19 protein-coding genes and 1 pseudogene are annotated in these 18,143 nt (G+C 48.7%); 12 read left to right on the forward strand and 8 right to left on the reverse strand.

The genetic code is table 11. The features are described from left to right. Nucleotides 1-82: 82 nt before the first annotated feature. Nucleotides 83-1,528, reverse strand: a complete 1,446-nt coding sequence (locus tag ACJJIB_RS20635; protein WP_444887421.1) for an NAD-dependent succinate-semialdehyde dehydrogenase — start codon at nt 1,526-1,528, stop codon at nt 83-85. A 206-nt stretch (nt 1,529-1,734) separates the two neighbouring features. Here ACJJIB_RS20635 and ACJJIB_RS20640 point away from each other — a divergent pair, with 206 nt between their 5' ends. The 6 genes from ACJJIB_RS20640 (at nt 1,735) to ACJJIB_RS20665 (ending at nt 6,159) form a co-directional block, all read left to right on the forward strand. Further along, the gene (locus ACJJIB_RS20640; protein ID WP_444887422.1) at nt 1,735-2,655 is read left to right on the forward strand and encodes a LysR family transcriptional regulator; all 921 of its coding nucleotides are present in this window, start codon (nt 1,735-1,737) and stop codon (nt 2,653-2,655) included. 165 nt (nt 2,656-2,820) lie between these two features. Next, entirely contained in the window at nt 2,821-3,198 is a 378-nt protein-coding gene (locus tag ACJJIB_RS20645; protein WP_252083632.1) for a PH domain-containing protein, read from the forward strand. Nucleotides 3,199-3,294: 96 nt separating this feature from the next. Further along, nucleotides 3,295-3,525 (forward strand): hexameric tyrosine-coordinated heme protein, encoded by a 231-nt coding sequence (locus ACJJIB_RS20650; protein ID WP_152455425.1) that lies wholly within the window; start codon nt 3,295-3,297, stop codon nt 3,523-3,525. 333 nt (nt 3,526-3,858) lie between these two features. Further along, entirely contained in the window at nt 3,859-4,377 is a 519-nt protein-coding gene (locus ACJJIB_RS20655) for a nuclear transport factor 2 family protein (RefSeq protein WP_444887423.1), read from the forward strand. Nucleotides 4,378-4,665: 288 nt separating this feature from the next. Next, nucleotides 4,666-5,127, forward strand: coding sequence for a YccF domain-containing protein (locus tag ACJJIB_RS20660; RefSeq protein WP_252083634.1), 462 nt, complete (start codon nt 4,666-4,668; stop codon nt 5,125-5,127). 204 nt (nt 5,128-5,331) lie between these two features. Then, a complete protein-coding gene (locus ACJJIB_RS20665) occupies nt 5,332-6,159 on the forward strand; it encodes a DUF5694 domain-containing protein (RefSeq protein ID WP_444887424.1) in 828 nt (275 codons plus the stop codon). A gap of 251 nt (nt 6,160-6,410) precedes the next feature. Here the strand turns inward: ACJJIB_RS20665 and ACJJIB_RS20670 are convergent. Beyond that, nucleotides 6,411-7,358: pseudogene (locus ACJJIB_RS20670) on the reverse strand (DUF5996 family protein). Nucleotides 7,359-7,626: 268 nt separating this feature from the next. Here ACJJIB_RS20670 and ACJJIB_RS20675 point away from each other — a divergent pair. Next, nucleotides 7,627-8,223, forward strand: coding sequence for an esterase/lipase family protein (locus tag ACJJIB_RS20675; RefSeq protein ID WP_252083637.1), 597 nt, complete (start codon nt 7,627-7,629; stop codon nt 8,221-8,223). A 76-nt stretch (nt 8,224-8,299) separates the two neighbouring features. Beyond that, complete coding sequence (locus ACJJIB_RS20680; RefSeq protein WP_444887425.1) at nt 8,300-8,755, forward strand: phosphate-starvation-inducible PsiE family protein; 456 nt, start codon at nt 8,300-8,302, stop codon at nt 8,753-8,755. A 78-nt stretch (nt 8,756-8,833) separates the two neighbouring features. Here ACJJIB_RS20680 and ACJJIB_RS20685 read toward each other — a convergent pair whose 3' ends face one another. From ACJJIB_RS20685 to ACJJIB_RS20710, 6 genes are all read right to left on the reverse strand, one after another. Continuing rightward, a complete protein-coding gene (locus ACJJIB_RS20685) occupies nt 8,834-9,595 on the reverse strand; it encodes a TerC family protein (RefSeq protein ID WP_444887426.1) in 762 nt (253 codons plus the stop codon). Nucleotides 9,596-9,758: 163 nt separating this feature from the next. Then, nucleotides 9,759-10,145, reverse strand: a complete 387-nt coding sequence (locus ACJJIB_RS20690) for a SpoIIAA family protein (RefSeq protein ID WP_444883031.1) — start codon at nt 10,143-10,145, stop codon at nt 9,759-9,761. 164 nt (nt 10,146-10,309) lie between these two features. Continuing rightward, entirely contained in the window at nt 10,310-10,624 is a 315-nt protein-coding gene (locus tag ACJJIB_RS20695) for a putative signal transducing protein (protein WP_252083641.1), read from the reverse strand. 69 nt (nt 10,625-10,693) lie between these two features. After that, on the reverse strand, nt 10,694-11,092 hold the full coding sequence (locus ACJJIB_RS20700) for a biotin/lipoyl attachment domain-containing protein (protein ID WP_252083642.1): 399 nt from the start codon (nt 11,090-11,092) through the stop codon (nt 10,694-10,696). A 239-nt stretch (nt 11,093-11,331) separates the two neighbouring features. Next, the gene (locus ACJJIB_RS20705) at nt 11,332-12,840 is read right to left on the reverse strand and encodes an aldehyde dehydrogenase (RefSeq protein ID WP_252083643.1); all 1,509 of its coding nucleotides are present in this window, start codon (nt 12,838-12,840) and stop codon (nt 11,332-11,334) included. 140 nt (nt 12,841-12,980) lie between these two features. Further along, a complete protein-coding gene (locus tag ACJJIB_RS20710; protein WP_444887427.1) occupies nt 12,981-13,643 on the reverse strand; it encodes a fumarylacetoacetate hydrolase family protein in 663 nt (220 codons plus the stop codon). Nucleotides 13,644-13,793: 150 nt separating this feature from the next. On the opposite strand from ACJJIB_RS20710, the gene serA reads away from it, so the two are divergent. The 4 genes from serA to ACJJIB_RS20730 all read left to right on the forward strand — a co-directional run bounded on the left by serA (nt 13,794) and on the right by ACJJIB_RS20730 (nt 18,072). Continuing rightward, the gene (gene serA, locus ACJJIB_RS20715) at nt 13,794-15,041 is read left to right on the forward strand and encodes a phosphoglycerate dehydrogenase (RefSeq protein WP_444887428.1); all 1,248 of its coding nucleotides are present in this window, start codon (nt 13,794-13,796) and stop codon (nt 15,039-15,041) included. A 204-nt stretch (nt 15,042-15,245) separates the two neighbouring features. Next, complete coding sequence (rarD, locus tag ACJJIB_RS20720; RefSeq protein ID WP_444883034.1) at nt 15,246-16,154, forward strand: EamA family transporter RarD; 909 nt, start codon at nt 15,246-15,248, stop codon at nt 16,152-16,154. A 62-nt stretch (nt 16,155-16,216) separates the two neighbouring features. Beyond that, nucleotides 16,217-17,293 (forward strand): sensor histidine kinase, encoded by a 1,077-nt coding sequence (locus ACJJIB_RS20725; protein ID WP_444887429.1) that lies wholly within the window; start codon nt 16,217-16,219, stop codon nt 17,291-17,293. Continuing rightward, on the forward strand, nt 17,290-18,072 hold the full coding sequence (locus ACJJIB_RS20730; RefSeq protein ID WP_444887430.1) for a LytR/AlgR family response regulator transcription factor: 783 nt from the start codon (nt 17,290-17,292) through the stop codon (nt 18,070-18,072). The genes ACJJIB_RS20725 and ACJJIB_RS20730 overlap by 4 nt, the downstream gene beginning before the upstream one ends. Nucleotides 18,073-18,143: the final 71 nt, after the last annotated feature.

Below are 18,143 nucleotides of genomic sequence, written 5' to 3' on the forward strand. Positions count from 1 at the left end.
GGAGCCAGCGACTCCCACGAATTTTTTCAGGCGCTTGTGCAATCTCAGACAAGCGCACGGCACTGCCGTTCGAAACTAAAAATCAGGCGCCGAAGCAGCAGTATTTGGTTTCGTAGAATTCGGCCATGCCTTCGACACCGCCCTCGCGGCCAATACCGGATTCTTTGTTGCCGCCAAAAGGCGCTACGGTGGTGGAGAATACCCCGGTGTTACAGGCAATCATGCCGTATTCCAGCGCTTCCACCACACGGTTCGCGCGGCGAATGTTCTCGCTCATCACATAGGCAGCCAAACCGTAAGGGGTATCGTTAGCACGGCGGATCACATCGGCTTCATCGGTAAACTTCTGTACTGCGGCGATGGGACCAAAGTTCTCCTCCTGAGCCACCCGCATAGCATCCGTGACATCGGTCAGCAGGGTGGGAGCGAAATAGTTTTCTCCATTGGGCAGCTGCTCACCGCCAATCTCGATTTTCGCCCCGGCTTCTACCGCATCCTGTACTAGGTCCTGTACCCGATCCACCGCGCGACGATAAATCATCGGCCCCATGCTGACACCTTCTTCGGAGCCATGGCCGATTTTCAGTGCGGCCACTTCGGCACGCAGCTTTTCCACAAACTCATCGTGTACCGACTCGTGCACATAAATGCGATTGGTGGCCACACACACCTGGCCAGCGTTGCGGAATTTGGTCGCCACGCAGGCCTGCACCGCCGTCTCCATATCTGCATCGTCGAATACGATAAAAGGCGCATTGCCACCTAGTTCCATGGACATCTTCTTCACGGTGCTGGCGCACTGCGCCATCAGCAGCTTGCCCACGGCGGTGGAGCCGGTGAAGGTAAATTTGGCCACGCGCGGGTCCTGGGTCAGTACCTTGCCGATGCCCGGTGAGTCACTGCCGGTCACCACATTGATGGTGCCCTTGGGAAGACCCGCTTCCTCTGCCAGCTGGCACAACGCCAATGCGGACAGTGGAGTCTCTAGTGCCGGCTTGATCACCACAGTACAGCCGGCTGCCAGCGCCGGTGCCGCCTTACGGGTAATCATGGCGTTGGGGAAGTTCCAGGGGGTGATGCAGGTCACCACACCCACCGGCTGGCGGATGGTGCTCAGGCGCATCGCCGGATTGTGGGTAGGGATCGTCTGGCCGTAGGCTCGGCGACACTCTTCAGCAAACCACTCGATAAAAGAGGCGCCATAAATAATTTCCCCCTTGGCCTCCGCCAGCGGCTTGCCCTGCTCGAAAGTGAGGAGACGCGCTAAATCATCGCTGTTATCCATAATCAACTGGTACCAGCGCTTGAGGATGGCGGCACGTTCGCCGGCGGTGCGGCGGCTCCACTCCAGGAATGCGGCGCTGGCTGCGGCTACCGCCGCCTCTGCATCCTCCGCTGAACCATCGGCCACTAAGCCCAGTACTTCGCCATTGGCCGGATCGCGCACCTCTGCGGTGCCCGCAGCATCCCGCCACTCTCCATCGATATAGTTCTGAGACTTCAACAGGTTTGGATTCGCCAGTTCCACCGGAAAACTCCTGATAATTTACTGTTATTAATGGTATTGCGGCGATTCTGGCCGCAGCAGCCCAGGGAGAATAGTAGTATTTTTCGAACTAAAGTTTATATTTATCAAACTTAAGGGTGAAGTGGCTTGTCCACTCCAATCCCCACTCCGCTGGCAGTGCCTAAGCTACGGCAAACTAACTCAAATAACACGGGATAAATCGGCAGATGGGCAAGACAAAAAGCGCCTTGGGCGGGCGCCTCAGCGATATAGACCTTCGCCTGTTACGAGTTTTCCGTGAAGTGGTGCGCGCCGGTGGCCTGGCGCCTGCAGAGGTAGCGCTCAATATCGGCCGCTCCACCATTAGCGTACATATTTCCGACCTGGAAGCCCGCCTGGGTATGCAATTGTGCCTGCGCTCCCGCGGCCGTGCCGACTTCAAACTGACACCTGAGGGGGAGTCACTCTTCGAGGCCATCCTCGAATTGGATGGCCACCTGGAAGCCTTTAAAAGCCAGGTGAATGCCATTCAGTCTCACCTCACCGGAAATCTGCGTCTGGTGATGCCAGACGATGTGCTGGAGATACCACAACTGGATCTACCGGCAACCATTGCCCACCTTCGCCAACAGGCCCCCCAGCTACACCTGGAGGTACAACTTGCCGCACCCCAGGAACTGGAGCTGGAGATACTCGCCGGCCGCGCCGATGTGGGGATTAACCCCCTGCACACACGTCGACCAGGCTTGGAATACCAGCCGCTATTCCACCACCAATCTACACTCTACTGTGGCGCCCAACACCCATGTGCCCAAGCGGACCAGGTCAGCGAGGAATTACTTACCCAGCAGGAACTGGCAGCCCCAAGTCATGCCGTGCTCTCTGGCGCGGCTCACCTTTACCGATTATTTCCCAACCGTTCCACCGCTAACCATATGGCCGCGAGGCTAGCGATGATTCTATCCGGCTGTTTTGTGGGCTTTCTACCGAATTATCTCGCACAAAAATATGTGGCGTGCGGCAAACTGAAGCCGCTACTGGCCGAGCGTTTTCACTACCGCATTCAGAATGCTGCAACTTTTAAAAAGAATGCAGCAGACCACCCGGCCGTGCAGCTATTTTTGCGGGCTTTAGTAATTAAAAACTAACTATCGGCAAAGCCACAGTAGCCTGAATTGGTCTAGGTTACTGCTTCCCAGACGAAAGACCTATAAGCCATTAATGACTGGCAATAAACCCTATGGTTTGCACTGTTATAAAAATGCAGCATATATACAATAACTGCGTGCCAAAATGAATCACATGGAAGCTTTATGATCGACTTTGAAAGTTCACCCATATTCAAACTGAAGCCTATTGATATCTCCGAGGCTAGAGATGATTTCAATAAATTTTTAATTGAAGGTGAATCTATCTTCGCAGGGTTCAAAACCATTCGCGATCAGGTGGTTTTTACCAACAAAAGAATTATCGCAGCCAACGTCCAGGGAATCACCGGCTCCAAGGTCGACTACACATCACTGCCCTACAGTAAAATACAGGCGTTTTCTGTAGAAAGCTCTGGCACCTTTGACCTGGACTGTGAAATCGTGGTGTATCTCAGCGAGGTGGGAAAGGTCAAATTTGAAATCAAAGGATCTTTTGATCTTATCCAATTTAATCAATATATCAGTAAGTATGTACTGGCTTAACAATATTGAAGGACGTCACAATTTAGGCCTTCAATTTTAATGTTAAGTCGGTATATTTAAGCCACCACAGATTTTATACACAAGAGAGGGAAGTTCATGTCACACATGTGGTTAGAAAGTTTGATTACCGAGAATGCACAGCAAGGGTTTGAATTGGCCATGAAACTATCCAGAATGGGAGTGAAATACACCCAACCTTCGGATGAGGTCAGAGGCAAGTTGAGAGCTTCCTACGAGGAAAACGCAGATAGCTTGATCGCCTCATCCCAGGTAGTTGCCATCAACTTTCAGACAGTAGCTGCCGCCAATAACTACTGGCGCGGTTAAGAGATTTCAGCGCTTTACATTGAATTTGAAAATTAGCTAAAAGTTCTGTAAAGCGCCTCTCCCCCTTCCTCACCATAAATATCCAGTCAAGCTTTACCTAAATAAAACCAGTCTCCCTGGCTGATATTCAACAGAATTCACTATAAACATCAAGAAACACCAGCATCCCCAATTTTTCAATCTATATTGCAACTATTCTTTCTTTTGGATGCCCGTGGCAGAGAAACCTTGATCTAGACATTGGTATAGATATCGATAAAGGTAAGGCTCAATTGAGCGGATCACATTGCCATTGGTACCTATCTCCTTTTGGAATATGGAGTGGTAATAGACATGAGTGAGCAAGAAGAACGACTTGTTACGGTCTGGGAAACCCATACAGCAGCCGAGTTTGAGCTAAAGGATGCTGATGCTGCTATCGCCACTATGACCGACAACCCTGTTTTAATTCACGTCCCGGTAAACACAGGTGCAACCGGAAAGGAACCCCTGAGGAACTTCTATCGGGATATTTTTATACCGCAGATGCCGGCCGATGTTAGCCTGGAGCTACTGACTCGCACAGTAGGAAAACACAGAGTTATCGATGAGTTTATCCTGCATTTGACACACTCCCTGCGTATGGATTGGTTCGCTCCAGGTATCGAAGCCACGGGAAGGAAACTGTCTGTTCCCCATGTTGCAGTAATTGACTTTGACGGCGATAGGATCAGCTCAGAACATATCTATTGGGATCAAGCCACTGTACTTAAACAAATGGGATTTTTGGATAACCAACTGCCAATTATTGGCAAGAGTCAATGCGAGCGGCTACTGAATGCCAATGCCCCAGCCAACGAACTCATCCCATAAAGTATAAAAGCTAATAAACGGTAATCCTTAGCAGTATTGGGCTTTCTTCTAGTGCGCTCACCTTTCTTTCGCTAGCCGGTGAGATTGACCACTCTATGCCAGCCATTGTGCTTCATTCAAATTTTTGCCCTAATGCATCTATAGAAGCTCTCTACCGCGTCAGAGTGGTATGGGCATATCAAAAGGGGGAAGATATCGCCTTTCTAGGTGCCGCCTGGCAAGGTTTTAGCCCTGGTACCTGAACAGCAACTGCATTAAGCCCCCACAATAACTCTCGAGGAAGTAAGTGTGCGAACCCTGGGCAATTTCTTATGGTTTATTCTTGGCGGAGTCTTTATGGGCCTTTGCTGGTGGTTTTTTGCACTAATCGCCTTTGTCAGCATTATCGGTATTCCCTGGGGTAGGGCCTGCTTTGTAATGGGCAAGTTCTCATTCTTTCCCTTTGGACGTGAGGCTATTTCACGCAAGGAGCTGACCCTAAACGAAGATATTGGGACCAGTGGACTTGGCTTGATCGGCAATATCATATGGTTCCTATTTGCCGGAATTTGGCTGGCGATTGGCCATTTGGTACATGCTATTGCCTGCTTTGTAACCATCATTGGTATCCCTTTCGCCATTCAACACTTAAAGCTTGCAGGCATATCCTTATCACCAATTGGAAAAACGATTGTAGTAACAGAAGTAGCCCAAGCTGCAAGGATGAAAAATGCTGAGACGATAGTTTCAAGAATGAGAGGAAACATCTAGCCATTTAAGAATAAGGCCTTTCTGTTAAATGGTTTCAATGAGACAGGGTGATCAATGAACCTTTAAGCCATTAGTACCAGATAGCTTTATTTAAATAGCAGACAATAAATTTATTGATACTGCATCTCCCTGTGATTCTACAGCGTCTTACCGTGAGTGACATAACAACCGTCACTCATTTTAATGAACACAGGGAGTATAACAATGAGAAAACTTACCTTAATTTTAGCTGGTACATTTGCTTTAGCTGTCAACTCTATTGGCTACGCCACTGAAAAACCCATAATGCCAGAGCAGGACACACCAGCAGCCCAAGTAATGCTATTTGGTGTTTTTCATTTTCATAATCCTGGACTGGATTCAGTAAAGTCAGAGGTAATCAACGTACTGACCCCCAATAACCAGCGCTATTTGGAGCAACTTACTAGCAAGCTTGCAGATGAGGGGCCCACCCACGTATTAATTGAATGCCCGCCGACATATCAAAAAACAATAAATCTTAAGTTCAATTCTTATAAAAATGGCAACCACGACCTCAGCGTAAATGAGAATCAGCAACTGGGATTTCGTATAGCGGAAAAAGCGGGACTGGACAAGGTACTTTGTTATGACGAAAGAAATGTTCATTGGAAAGGTGCTGAACTAAGAGATTATATGACCAAAGAAACACCGGAGAGAAAAAGGACTCATGACAAACTCATAGAGAAAATCGGCAAGGATACATCTCTCAGGCACAGCACTTTATCTTTAGGTCAATTACTGCAATTCCATAATAGCTCAAAGGAAGATCAAGATAATATGAATCTCTATATTATGGAAAATGATATAGGTGCAGGTAAAGGTTTTATTGGGGCCGATGCAGCAGCAAGCTGGTGGCACCGTAATTTTCGTATGTACGCTAATATACAGGCCAAAGCCCAGCCAGGAACTAAAGTAATTGCTATCGGTGGCTCAGGTCATACTGCTATCCTTAAGACCCTTCTAGAGATTGATAAAAGTCGCCGGGCTTGGGATATCAATAATTACCTCTAGAATTCCTACCCGGCTTATTTATCACTAACAATTGAGAGTATTACTCACTCCAATCCATACCCTTGAATATCACACTATATAAAGTGTGATATTCAAGCTTAGCAAAAAAATAAACACACCCGAAATTTTAACTTTAGTTTTCCCTCCCTAACTACGTGTAAGATAGTTTATTTTCAGATCAGGAATTACCATACAAAAACAAGATTACATCCACCTTGATAATCATATCTACGATCTTGCTATCAATATTTCTATCTAGCTTTTGGAATAAATTCTTTCTCTAGAGCACTCCTGTCCCACCCTCCAGTGCTCGCTGCAGCCTCATAGGTACTCTGCAGAAAAGCCAATAATGTTTCATCTGGTGCAGTAGACTTCCTCACCTCATCATAAGGAAGGATAAATTCAGACAGCTCCTTTGAATAAAACGCAGAATCCGGACTAACCTCTTGATCCGAAAATTTATCAGATACAGGATACGTATAAGAATAAAATGCAGCATCTTTATAACCTCCTCCGCCGGGCCAAAACCCAACACTACTGACTTCATGAGAGTATGCCTCTTGAGCAGCCCAGTCAGGGAAATTTGGAACGCCTCCAGGATGCAGAGGTGCTTCTCTGCCAGAGAAACGTGTAACCGCTAAATCAAAACTTCCCCAGAAAAAATGTACAGGACTGCATTTCCCTATAAAACGGGAACGAAACTCATTAAAAACTCTATCTATTTGCACTAGCGCCTGCCAAAAACGGGTTGCAAACCTAGAGTCATAATGACAATGATTCCTATCCTCTTCAAAGGGGATACCATTGGCAATCTCACTAGGTGTGGTATAGATTTCAACTGAAAGACCAAGATCCCTCATTACATTTATAACCGCCATATAGAAATCGGCAACGCACATTGGCGTTAACGGTATGATACGCCTGCCACCATCACTGACCAATATTGAAAGTTGATGCTCAAGAAGATCAAATTCAATAGAAAAAGCTCTTCCATCATAGGGGATCAGAGAGGTATTCAATCCCCTTGCTGATATATAAAAAGGCACATGCCAGGAGTGATTTGTCCAAGGTGTCTAAACCAAGCGAATCTTACCAATGATCTGTGTCCACAGATGTAATGTGGCCACTGTGTCTGACCAATCTTGAAAGTGAAGTTCAGGCCAATCTGAATTCTTAGAACGATTTAACGGCATCTTCATATTTCACTCCGATCACTCACAACAAATAAAATAAAAGGCTACTGCCTCAGCAAAAAAATAAGCAGCATTCGGAAAAATCCACAACAGTAACATTATCGACACCAAATGATTCTCTACATGCCAACATAACTTACAAATACATTATTAGTGTCACCAAGCAAATTCCCACGCCTTTGACTTGCAAACTACACTCTTCAGTCGAGAAACTAATAAGTTAATCGCGTTACCCCAAACATACCAACTCTAAACAACTGAATACCTGTCACGCATGAGCCGCAAAAGCCATACTGTTCTATTAGTCCCCGGAATTTTTGACCGGGGTACCTCTCTGTTAAAAATGCAACGTATACTTTCTGAAGCAGGCTATAACACACATTACATTCACTTGCGTTACAACTCAGGTTGGCACGGTATGGAGCATTTATCCGCTCAATTAATGGCAAAGATGGAGAATATACTTAAGGGAGAGGAGACTTGTACGTTGATAGGATTTAGCATGGGGGGAATTGTCGCGCGCTATTACCTACAAGCCATGAGCGGTATTGATAAGGTGCATAAATTTATCTCTATTGCCTCTCCACACCATGGTAGCTATTGGGCAAATTTTCTGCCATATAAAGGAGGGAAACAGCTACGCGTGGGTAGTGACTTCTTAAAATCTTTAAACAAGTCAATACACCTCTTGGAACAAACCCAACCTGTCTCAATTTGGACTAAATACGACATCACCATAATGCCACACAGCAGTGCCCAGCTGGGAATTGGTGTATCTTATGAGGTTCCGGTTATCTTACACAGATTAATGCCAATGAGTACTAAAGTTATTTCATTGATGAAAAATGAAGTCATAACAGGTATGGAGTAAATATATTTTATGAATAGCCTCATTAAGAAATTCTAAATGCTTAATATGCCTAGCCTACTTTCACAGGCAATTAACTATGAGTAATTCAGATAAAGAGACCGCCAAGCAAGAAAGTGCCATCCAGAATTATTACCGTAAATTCGAAAGCTTTATTGCACTACTTCTCACCTTTATCATTATTGTAATTGTTATTATCGCCATTAGTCGTCTTGCCTATTCTGTATACTCCATGCTATTGATCGGCATGAAAGATCCTCTTGATCACAAAGTGTTCCAGACTATTTTCGGTGAGATTATTACCTTACTGATTGCACTGGAGTTCAGCCACACCCTACAATATGTGGTAACCAAGCAGCAGAGTATTATTCAAACTACCGTTGTAGTCTTAATTGCTATACTGGCGCTTGCACGTAAGTTTATAATTCTGGATCTGGATAAAGTCAGTGCGGGAGAATTAATCGGGCTGGCAGCTGCAACTCTAGCACTAGGATTAACCTACCTAATACTGAAAAACAAAAGAAGTAATTACTAATTTTTACAGTATATTAGTCACTTTAAATTGGGCGAAGTGCTGATTCACCATTCGCCCAATTAAGACTGGATTTATATACTAGTTATCACTCTCACGTAATGCATGATGTAACCGCACCGGCTTTGTTTTGCGCTCTTTCTTACTACGTAGGCGCAAATTAAGCATCTCCACCGCCATCGAGAATGCCATGGCAAAATAGATATACCCCTTGGGTACATGCACATCAAAACCCTCTACCACCAGGGTAAGTCCAACCATAATCAAAAACGCCAGCGCGAGAATTTTAACCGTGGGATGACGATCGACAAAGTCACCTATTGGTTTGGCTGCTACCAGCATAACCATTACCGCAAGAACAATGGCGACAGCCATAATGGAGATTTCATCCACCAGACCTACGGCAGTAATCACAGAATCGAGTGAAAATACGATGTCGAGAATGGCAATTTGCAGAAGCACCATGCCAAAGCCGGCGGTCCCCAGTGAGGCCGAATCAGTCTCAGCACCCTCCAAGCTGTTGTGTATTTCATGTGTGGCTTTAGCGATCAGGAACAAGCCGCCTCCCACTAAAATGATATCGCGACCAGATATCTCCATTGAAAAAATACTAAACAGCGGCTCTACCAGCCCCATAATCCAGACGATGGAAAACAATAATGCTAAGCGCATTACCATAGCAAGGGTCAGGCCAATAAAACGAGCCGGTTCGCGCTGATGGGGCGGAAGGCGCCCAACGAGAATAGAAATAAAAATAATATTATCGATACCCAGAACTATTTCCAGCGCTGCCAATGTAGCCAGAGCAACCCAGGCTTCCGGGCTGGCTATCCACTCGAACATAAAAATTCCTTATCCATTAATTATTCTGAAATGCTCTTCCCGTAACTAGGGGAGGCCAATATGGCACAGTCAGCGCCAAACTTTATCTTTTGTAGTCACCTGACTTCTCTACTAACTCAGTGTTCAGAAGAGAGTGTCAGGGAGTAAGCCATATTAAGCTACTCTATTCGCCTTGACGCAACCAGATCATGGCCTTATCTTCAGAATCAAATACCTTATACTCACCGCTGATAAACCAGCTCCCCACTTTACTAGCTATTTTCATCCAGCGCTTATCAGAGATTACCGCAATCCGATTAAACTCACGGCCATGAGATAACCCTAACTTTAAATCGTCCCAAGCAGCGCGCGGCTCCCAACCCTGTAACTCCTTGGCATCCATTAAACAATCAATCTTGGGGTTTTCTACACCGGCAATAGCGGAGTTGAGCATGGGTACCATGGTCTGGTAATCCTCATGCGTCAGTTTTCCGCGAGCTCGCAGAGTCAAAAAGAAGTGGTTGCCTTGTTGCTCCAAACCGATAGAAACACCGTGAGGTTGATCACTCATAGGTCACCCTTAACTGACGTTTTCTACACAGGATAAGTTAGCTTTCAATACACACTCTAAATAAACACTTAGAAGTCGTTGCGCCAAAAATTAATGCTTTATTTTTATCAGGCTAAGAACATTACTTCTGCTTGAAGGAATACAATTTGGACACATGAAAATAGCTATTCTTCACAGGCTACCGGCCGTGATTTTCCGCATTGCCAACAATAGTCAAAGGCCGCCCCGTTCTCTTCACCACAGCTGGGGCAGGTCCAGCCTCTCTGTTCAGCTTCGGCATCCTGTAATAGCTGACAGGCCCGCTCATAATCTCGGTCTCGCTCCAACCAAAGTTCCGCCCAAGCTTGGTTCGGGGCCAGCTCTCCAGATGCACCCTGGGCAAATTCATTTTTCAGTTTGACCGCTATACCGGCAACTTCCAGGCGACTTTTAACCAGCTCCACCAGGAGGCGGTTTTCATGGGTATAAATGAGTTTCATGAGGTAAGAGGCCCTGCTCCAGAACCCCCAGAATACCCACAACCAGTAGATGAACCCAATAGATCAGCTCTATTCCTCTGTCGCAGCTGTGCAATCTACATGTCGACAATATTCTTCATGGGGGACCGTGATGATTTCCAGAACACTTTCTACGGTATTCAGTGCTGCCCGGCTATTAATAAGTACCCGCCCGGAACGACTGGCAATATATTCCAACACAGCCCTCCCCCTAGTACTTTTGTAAACCGCCAAAAGTTGCCCCTTTTCCACCGCATCGCCATGCCGGACAAATACTTCCATCCAATTGCCAATCAAACTGTGGACCTGTGTGGTGCGCATTGCCTGGGCATATATTCGCTCCACACTGACTAGCCCCGCAATTTCTCCAAACCTGGGGGCCTCCGCTGCCCGTAGAGGTGTTATTCCGCTGACAGCCAGGATAACGACAAACAGGCAGATTTTTCTCAAGCCAATTCTCCTCAAGCTGGTTTTTTCACGGACTCCAGCCCAGTTTATGGGCCATGTCGCCGAAGGCATTTTTAAAAGGCGATAACTTAGGTATAGCTGACTAGATAATTCACGCCAGATTGAATAGCTAGGTGACAGGAAAATAAAAGGGGTGATAAATAAGCTAGCGAGGCAAAGAAAGGGCCACTATTTGTGGCCCTTTTGTAAATTTATGCTACTAGGATGCAGGAAGAGTGAATCTAGCTGAGATCTATCCAAGTGGATTTTAATTCACAGTACTTATCCAAGGCGTGCAGGGACTTATCCCGGCCGTTGCCCGACTGTTTAAAGCCACCAAATGGGACAGTGATATCCCCGCCAAAGTAGTTATTGACCCACACAGAGCCCGCATAGATATCGCGGGCCATACGATGGGCGCGGCCCAAGTTGTTGGTCCAGATACCTGCCGCCAGCCCGTAGATGGAATCATTGGCTATGGCGAGCGCCTCCTCCTCTGTTTCAAACTCGATCACCGACAGTACCGGGCCGAAAATCTCTTCGCGGGCGATGGTCATTTCGCCAGTCACATTGCGAAATACGGTCGGCTCGTAATAGTAGCCACCGGCCACCTCATCCACCGGCTGACCACCACATACCAGCTGCGCGCCCTGCTCCAGGCCCTTGGCCACGTAGAATTCAACCGTATCGAACTGACTGCGATCGATCAGCGCACCCATTGCGGTATTGGGATCTTGTGGGTGGCCGGGCTTAAAGCGCTCAGCAGCCTTGCTTACCTTTTGAATAAACTCATCGGCGATGCTCTTTTCTACCAGCAGGCGTGAACCCGCAGTACAAGTTTCCCCCTGGTTATAGAAAATGGCCAGTGCTGCTGCATCAGCGGCCTTATCCAAGTCGGCATCAGCAAAGACAATATTCGGGCTCTTTCCACCCAACTCCAGGAAAGTACGCTTCAAGTTTGACTGACCGGAATACTCAGTGAGGGTCTTGCCCACTTCGGTGGAACCGGTGAAGGTGAGGCAGTCGATATCCATATGCAGGCCCAGCGCCTTACCCAAGCTACTACCTGGTCCCGGTAATACATTCAGTACGCCATCGGGCAGGCCTGCTTTCTTGGCCAAACCAGCCAATTTAATCGCTGTCAGCGGGGTATTGGAGGCCGGCTTCAGAATCACACTATTGCCAGTGGCCAACGCCGGCCCCAACTTCCAGGCGGTGGTGGACAATGGGAAATTCCAGGGCACGATTGCCGCCACCACCCCCAGCGGCATGCGGGTTACCAGACCAAGCTCACCTGGGCCTGTAGGAGCAACTTCATCGTAGATCTTGTCGATGGCCTCACCACTCCAACGAATAGTGGTGGCTGCCCCGGGAACATCCACGGCCATGGTATCGCCGATGGGCTTACCCGCATCCAGGCTCTCCAACAGGGCAATTTCCACTAAGTGTTCTTCGATCAGTTCGGCAAATCGCACCAGAATTTTTTTGCGCTGCATCGGCGGCATTTTCGACCAGACACCGGACTCAAAAGTCTCGCGTGCCACATTGACTGCCAGATCGGCATCCTGTGGACCGCAGCTGGCGATCTGCGCCAACTCTTCACCATTGGCGGGGTTATAGGTGGCACGAGTTTCCCCAGATAGAGCATCTACATACTCGCCATTGATAAAGGCTCGGCCTTCAATCTTGAGTGAGGCCGCCAGAGCCTGCCACTCCTGCAGGTTTTGCGGGATATTATTTTCTTCTTTCATGGCACACCTCGTCTGAGACTATTAGTTTTTTCAGGTTATATCGAAAATGTGATCACAAATCAAAGGGGTTGCTGGCATCCGGCTTATTGTGGCTTGGCAAGTACATTAAGGGGCCCCAAGAGGCAGGCCCCTAAGTAGAATTACACGACCTCAGTCTCCACCTGTAACCAATCATCCTGTAACTGCATCATCAGCTTGTCGCCGTGATGCAGCTCACCGACGCCCGCTGGGGTGCCAGTCAACACCACGTCGCCGGGTTCAAGAGTAAAGTAACTGCTGATATAGGCCACCAAATCGAGTATCGGGGTGAGCATATATTCAGTTTTACCACACTGGCGTTGCTCGCCGTTTAGCCACAGCGAATAACTGAGCTTGTCCCAATCCGGCAACCAGTCCAATTTGACGAAAGAAGAAAGGGGGCAGGAATTATCAAAGCCCTTAGCCTTTTCCCAGGGGTGCCCGGCTTGCTTCAGTTGTGCCTGTAAATCACGCAAAGTGAGATCCAGCGAGAGACCCAGCCCAGCAATTGCCGGGGGAACTTCTGTCGCATTGGCATCGGTCAATTTCTTACCGATCAGCAGTGCCAACTCACCCTCGAAGTGACAGCTGCCACGTCCCGTGGGCAGGTGAATAGGTTTGGCCATTTCTACTGCCGCAGTAGCCGGTTTGATAAACAGCAACGGCTCCTCAGGTACCGGATTATTCAACTCGGCGGCGTGGTCGGCATAGTTGCGCCCCACACAGATAATCTTGCCTAGCTTGTAAGGAACTTCACTGCCACAGGTAAATTGGTGTTGGTACATAAATAAATAAGATAGTTAGGATAGGAATTTCGAATAAAGCGATATAACCAGCATGTGCTATGATCGCGCCTTCGCCTGACTTCGGCACCTCTTAGAAGTGGCAAAGCACTTTTTACATCGCGTTACCCGCACTCAGTGAAGAGATAGTTTATGGCTCCGCACAATTCCGATCAAAGAAAGTCCCTGCAAAAAGACAAGATTCGCATCCTGCTGCTGGAAGGTGTACACCAGTCGGCTATTGATCTGTTGGCCTCCCGTGGCTACACCAACGTAGAGTTTCTAAAAACTTCCCTGCCCGAAGATCAGTTGATCGAGAAGATCGCGGATGCCCATTTTATCGGTATTCGCTCCCGCACCCAGCTGACCCGCAAGGTGCTAGAAAATGCCCCGAAACTGGTTGCCGTTGGCTGTTTCTGTATCGGAACCAACCAAGTGGACCTGCAAGCGGCCACTGAGCTCGGTGTTGCCGTATTTAACGCGCCTTATTCCAATACCCGCAGCGTGGCGGAGCTGATTATCGCCGAGACCATCTTCATGCTGCGCGGTATCCCAGAGAAAAATGCCGTGTGCCATCGCGGTGGCTGGCTCAAATCCGCAGTGGGCTCCTTCGAAGCCCGCGGTAAAACCCTGGGGATTATCGGTTACGGCGCTATTGGCTCGCAGGTATCAGTCATGGCTGAGGCCATCGGTATGCGGGTGAAATTTTATGATGTCATCACCAAGCTACCGTTGGGCAACGCCAGCCAGGTAGGCTCCTTGCAGGAGTTACTGCGCGAGTCCGATGTCGTTTCCTTGCATGTACCCGAGCTGCCCTCTACCAAAATGATGATGGGTGCCGAAGAAATCGCACAAATGAAGCCCGGCGCCATACTGCTAAACGCCTCCCGTGGCACCGTGGTGAATATTGAAGCCCTGGCAGAAGCCCTCAATAGTAAGCACCTGGCCGGTGCCGCTATCGATGTATTCCCGGTAGAGCCACGCGGCAATGACGATGAATTTCTCTCCCCACTGCGCGGCATCGACAACGCCCTGTTGACTCCCCACGTGGGCGGCTCCACCATGGAAGCCCAGGAAAATATCGGCACCGAGGTGGCGGAAAAACTGGCGCACTACTCCGATAACGGTACCACCACCAGCTCTGTGAATTTCCCCGAGGTGGCACTGCCAGGACACGCCGGTACCCATCGCCTGCTGCATATCCACAAAAATGTCCCCGGTGTATTGAGTGCCATTAACCAGGTGTTCTCAGATAATGCCATCAACATCTCTGCCCAGTACCTGCAGACTAACGAGACAGTGGGTTATGTGGTGATTGATGTGGATGCGGCTTACTCGGACCTAGCGCTGGAAAAACTGAAGAATATCCCCGGCACCCTGCGCTGCCGCGTGTTGTTCTAGCTCCCTAGAAAGCCCTCTATGGACGGGTGTGCGACTCCTCTGCCACCCGTCTTTCTGCGCCCTCAGCTGATCGATAAAAGGATTGATCCACCATGGCGCTCACTTCTACAATAGCAGCTCCTATTCTGTTGGTTCAGTCCCACACGCACCCTCTCGCGTGACCGGGCCCAAGCCAACATCGCATTTTCCATAGCAGGTGTTCCCTTGCGCAACAACGATACCGCCACTACCGGCTTTCTCGCCGGCGTTGCCGCCTTCCTTATTTGGGGGCTGGCCCCAATTTACTTTAATCAGCTACAAGGCATTCCCGCAGCTGAGATCCTCGCCCACCGCAGTATCTGGTCCTTCGCGCTGGCGCTGCTGATTATGTTACTGCTGGGGAAATTGCCCGATCTTATCCGCACTCTGCGCGACCACAAGAAAATGCGGGTGTTGGCCCTTACTACCGCACTGATTGGCGGTAACTGGCTGGTATTTATTTGGGCTATTAACAATGGCCACCTGCTGGAAAGTAGTCTCGGCTACTACATCAACCCATTAATCAATATTGTCCTGGGGGTTTTATTCCTAGGGGAAAAATTGCGGCGCCTACAATGGTTGGCGGTGGCGCTTGCCGCCATGGGTATTGTCCACGAACTCTGGCAGTTCGGCCGTGTGCCGGTCATCGCCCTATTCCTGGCTGGGTCTTTCGCCCTCTATGGGCTTGCGCGCAAACGTGCGCCGGTGGAAAGCCTTACCGGGCTGGCCATAGAGACTCTGTATATGTTGCCGGTAGCCTTGATCTACCTGCTTTGGAGCGCCAGCCCCACCAGTAACTTATTGAACAACGGCTGGGAACTAAACAGTCTGTTGGTACTGGCCGGCCCCGTCACCCTAGTGCCACTGCTGTTATTCACTATTGCTGCGCGCAGGCTGAACTTATCCACGGTGGGATTCCTGCAGTACATCGGGCCCTCACTAATGCTGGTGGTCGCCACCCAAATGCTTGGTGAGCCATTTAGCGAGGGCAAACTCACTACCTTTATGTTTGTATGGATGGGTCTAGCGCTCTACTCAATGGATGCCCTGGCGCAAAGACGCAAACTCCATTTGCAGGGCAAGGCCTCACTTTAAGGATAAGCTTCGCCAGCCCAGTGTGTGAAAATGGCGGCTACGGATAAGGATTAAGTACCGCCATGCACCAACCCCCTCGACTTTCAATCGATAAGTTGCCGCTTGGCCGGCAGCAGTTACTTACGGTGCTAATCGCCATACTGGCTTGGACCCTGCTCCTAGGACTTTACTGGAAAGGTACTTATCCAGAACTGCTGGTGCGCACCAGCAGTTCCGCACTGGCCGCGCTGCTGTCTTACAGACTGTTGGAACATTGGCCCCAAAAGTTACCGCAATCATTACCGCGCTGGGCCCTTCAAGTTGTTGGGGTAGCTCTATCCATACCCTTGGCCTTACTGACCGTCTACATGGGCACAGCAGAAGAAGGTGGACCCTCATTTTGGCAAAACCACGACCAGCACCTGGGCTTTCTTGCCATTATGGTAACCGGTGTATTGTTTGCCCCCTGGATCGCCATGTCCGCCCTATTGCGCCAGCGAGATGAAATAGTACGCGAGCAGGCCAGACAATTTGAACGTGCGCGGGGCGCACTGGAGCGGCAGGCACTGGATAGTCGCTTACGATTGTTACAGTCCCAGGTAACGCCACACTTCCTTTTTAATACGCTCGCCAATGTGCGCGAGTTGGTGGATTCCGCCTCTCCACAGGCACCAGCACTACTGGACAGCCTGGTCACCTATCTGCGTGCAACCATTCCACAGTTGGATTCAAGCCAGAGCACTCTTGGCCAAGAACTGTCCCTGGTCAAAGCTTACCTGTCCCTGATGAAAATGCGCATGCCCGATCGCCTGCATTTTTCTATCAATGCCGATGAAGAGGTTCACTCACTACCCTGCCCTTCTTTGGCCTTATTGACCCTTGTTGAAAATGCCGTTCGCCATGGCATAGATCCCAGCGAAAGCGGCGGTGAAATAAAAATACGTGTACTCCGACATAAAGGTATGTGCAGGGTAAAAGTTCAAGATACCGGGGTGGGCATGCAAGGTAAAACCAGCGGAATGGGGACAGGACTTTCAACATTGCGAGAACGTTTACGCCTTACTTTTGGGGAAACGGCTTCGCTGGAATTATCGGCCCTACAACCTCGGGGAATGCTCGCAGAAATCCACTACCCTATCGCCAGGAAACAACACCTATGACACTGTGCACTGCTACCGCCCTGGTCGCCGATGATGAGCCCCTACTGCGTCAAGCCCTTATTCGCAAACTTGCCGCCCAATGGCCCGAATTGGAAGTTGTGGCGGAGGCGCGCAATGGCCGAGAAGCCATAGAGTTATTTGAACTCCACCAGCCGGATATTTGCTTTCTCGATATCCAAATGCCGGGTATTTCCGGCGTTGAGGCAGCACAGGAAATTGGCCGCCGCGCCCATTTGGTCTTTATTACCGCCTACGATCAATATGCCGTGAAGGCCTTCCAGCAAGAAGCCCTGGATTATCTGGTTAAGCCTGTGGAAAACGACCGACTAGCCAACACCGTGTCTCGTCTGCAAGAACGCCTGCAAATGACAAGCTCAGTAAGAAACAGCCTTCAGTCGTTGGAACAAATTACCGAGCAGTTTCAAAAGACGCAACCAAGCAATTATTTGCGCTGGATTAAAGCCTCTATTGGAAACACCCTGCGTTTAATCGCGGTAGAGGATATCCACTATTTACGTTCCGATGAAAAATATACGCTAATAGCCTGGAGTGAATCACATGGGAAGACATCTGAAGCACTGATTAAAACACCTCTAAAAGACCTTTCTGCCCAGCTGGACCCACAACATTTCGTACAAGTACATCGCTCAGTAGTCGTTAACTTTAAAGCCATTCAACATGTCATCCGAGACGGAGATACAGCTCAAATACATTTAAAATATTGCCAGGAAGTTTTGCCTGTCAGCAGACGCTTTATGCACTTATTTAAGCAAATGTAACCAAAGCAAAGACTGGTTTTATACCTCGGTAATTAAAAGAACTTAAAAAGATAAGATCTGAAGTCTAGGGA

It is taken from the genome of Microbulbifer mixtoriginis (SeqCode) (genome assembly GCF_052467705.1).

Excerpts from the sequence above, each read along its gene's own strand:
- ACJJIB_RS20650 (WP_152455425.1), top strand. The coding sequence starts at position 3,295 with ATGTCACACATGTGGTTAGAAAGTTTGATTACCGAGAATGCACAGCAA.
- ACJJIB_RS20640 (WP_444887422.1), top strand. The coding sequence starts at position 1,735 with ATGGGCAAGACAAAAAGCGCCTTGGGCGGGCGCCTCAGCGATATAGAC.
- serA (WP_444887428.1), top strand. The coding sequence starts at position 13,794 with ATGGCTCCGCACAATTCCGATCAAAGAAAGTCCCTGCAAAAAGACAAG.
- ACJJIB_RS20665 (WP_444887424.1), top strand. The coding sequence starts at position 5,332 with ATGAGAAAACTTACCTTAATTTTAGCTGGTACATTTGCTTTAGCTGTC.
- ACJJIB_RS20655 (WP_444887423.1), top strand. The coding sequence starts at position 3,859 with ATGAGTGAGCAAGAAGAACGACTTGTTACGGTCTGGGAAACCCATACA.
- ACJJIB_RS20690 (WP_444883031.1), bottom strand. The coding sequence starts at position 10,145 with ATGAGTGATCAACCTCACGGTGTTTCTATCGGTTTGGAGCAACAAGGC.
- ACJJIB_RS20730 (WP_444887430.1), top strand. The coding sequence starts at position 17,290 with ATGACACTGTGCACTGCTACCGCCCTGGTCGCCGATGATGAGCCCCTA.
- ACJJIB_RS20675 (WP_252083637.1), top strand. The coding sequence starts at position 7,627 with ATGAGCCGCAAAAGCCATACTGTTCTATTAGTCCCCGGAATTTTTGAC.
- ACJJIB_RS20710 (WP_444887427.1), bottom strand. The coding sequence starts at position 13,643 with ATGTACCAACACCAATTTACCTGTGGCAGTGAAGTTCCTTACAAGCTA.
- ACJJIB_RS20645 (WP_252083632.1), top strand. The coding sequence starts at position 2,821 with ATGATCGACTTTGAAAGTTCACCCATATTCAAACTGAAGCCTATTGAT.
- ACJJIB_RS20725 (WP_444887429.1), top strand. The coding sequence starts at position 16,217 with ATGCACCAACCCCCTCGACTTTCAATCGATAAGTTGCCGCTTGGCCGG.
- ACJJIB_RS20695 (WP_252083641.1), bottom strand. The coding sequence starts at position 10,624 with ATGAAACTCATTTATACCCATGAAAACCGCCTCCTGGTGGAGCTGGTT.
- ACJJIB_RS20705 (WP_252083643.1), bottom strand. The coding sequence starts at position 12,840 with ATGAAAGAAGAAAATAATATCCCGCAAAACCTGCAGGAGTGGCAGGCT.
- ACJJIB_RS20680 (WP_444887425.1), top strand. The coding sequence starts at position 8,300 with ATGAGTAATTCAGATAAAGAGACCGCCAAGCAAGAAAGTGCCATCCAG.
- ACJJIB_RS20685 (WP_444887426.1), bottom strand. The coding sequence starts at position 9,595 with ATGTTCGAGTGGATAGCCAGCCCGGAAGCCTGGGTTGCTCTGGCTACA.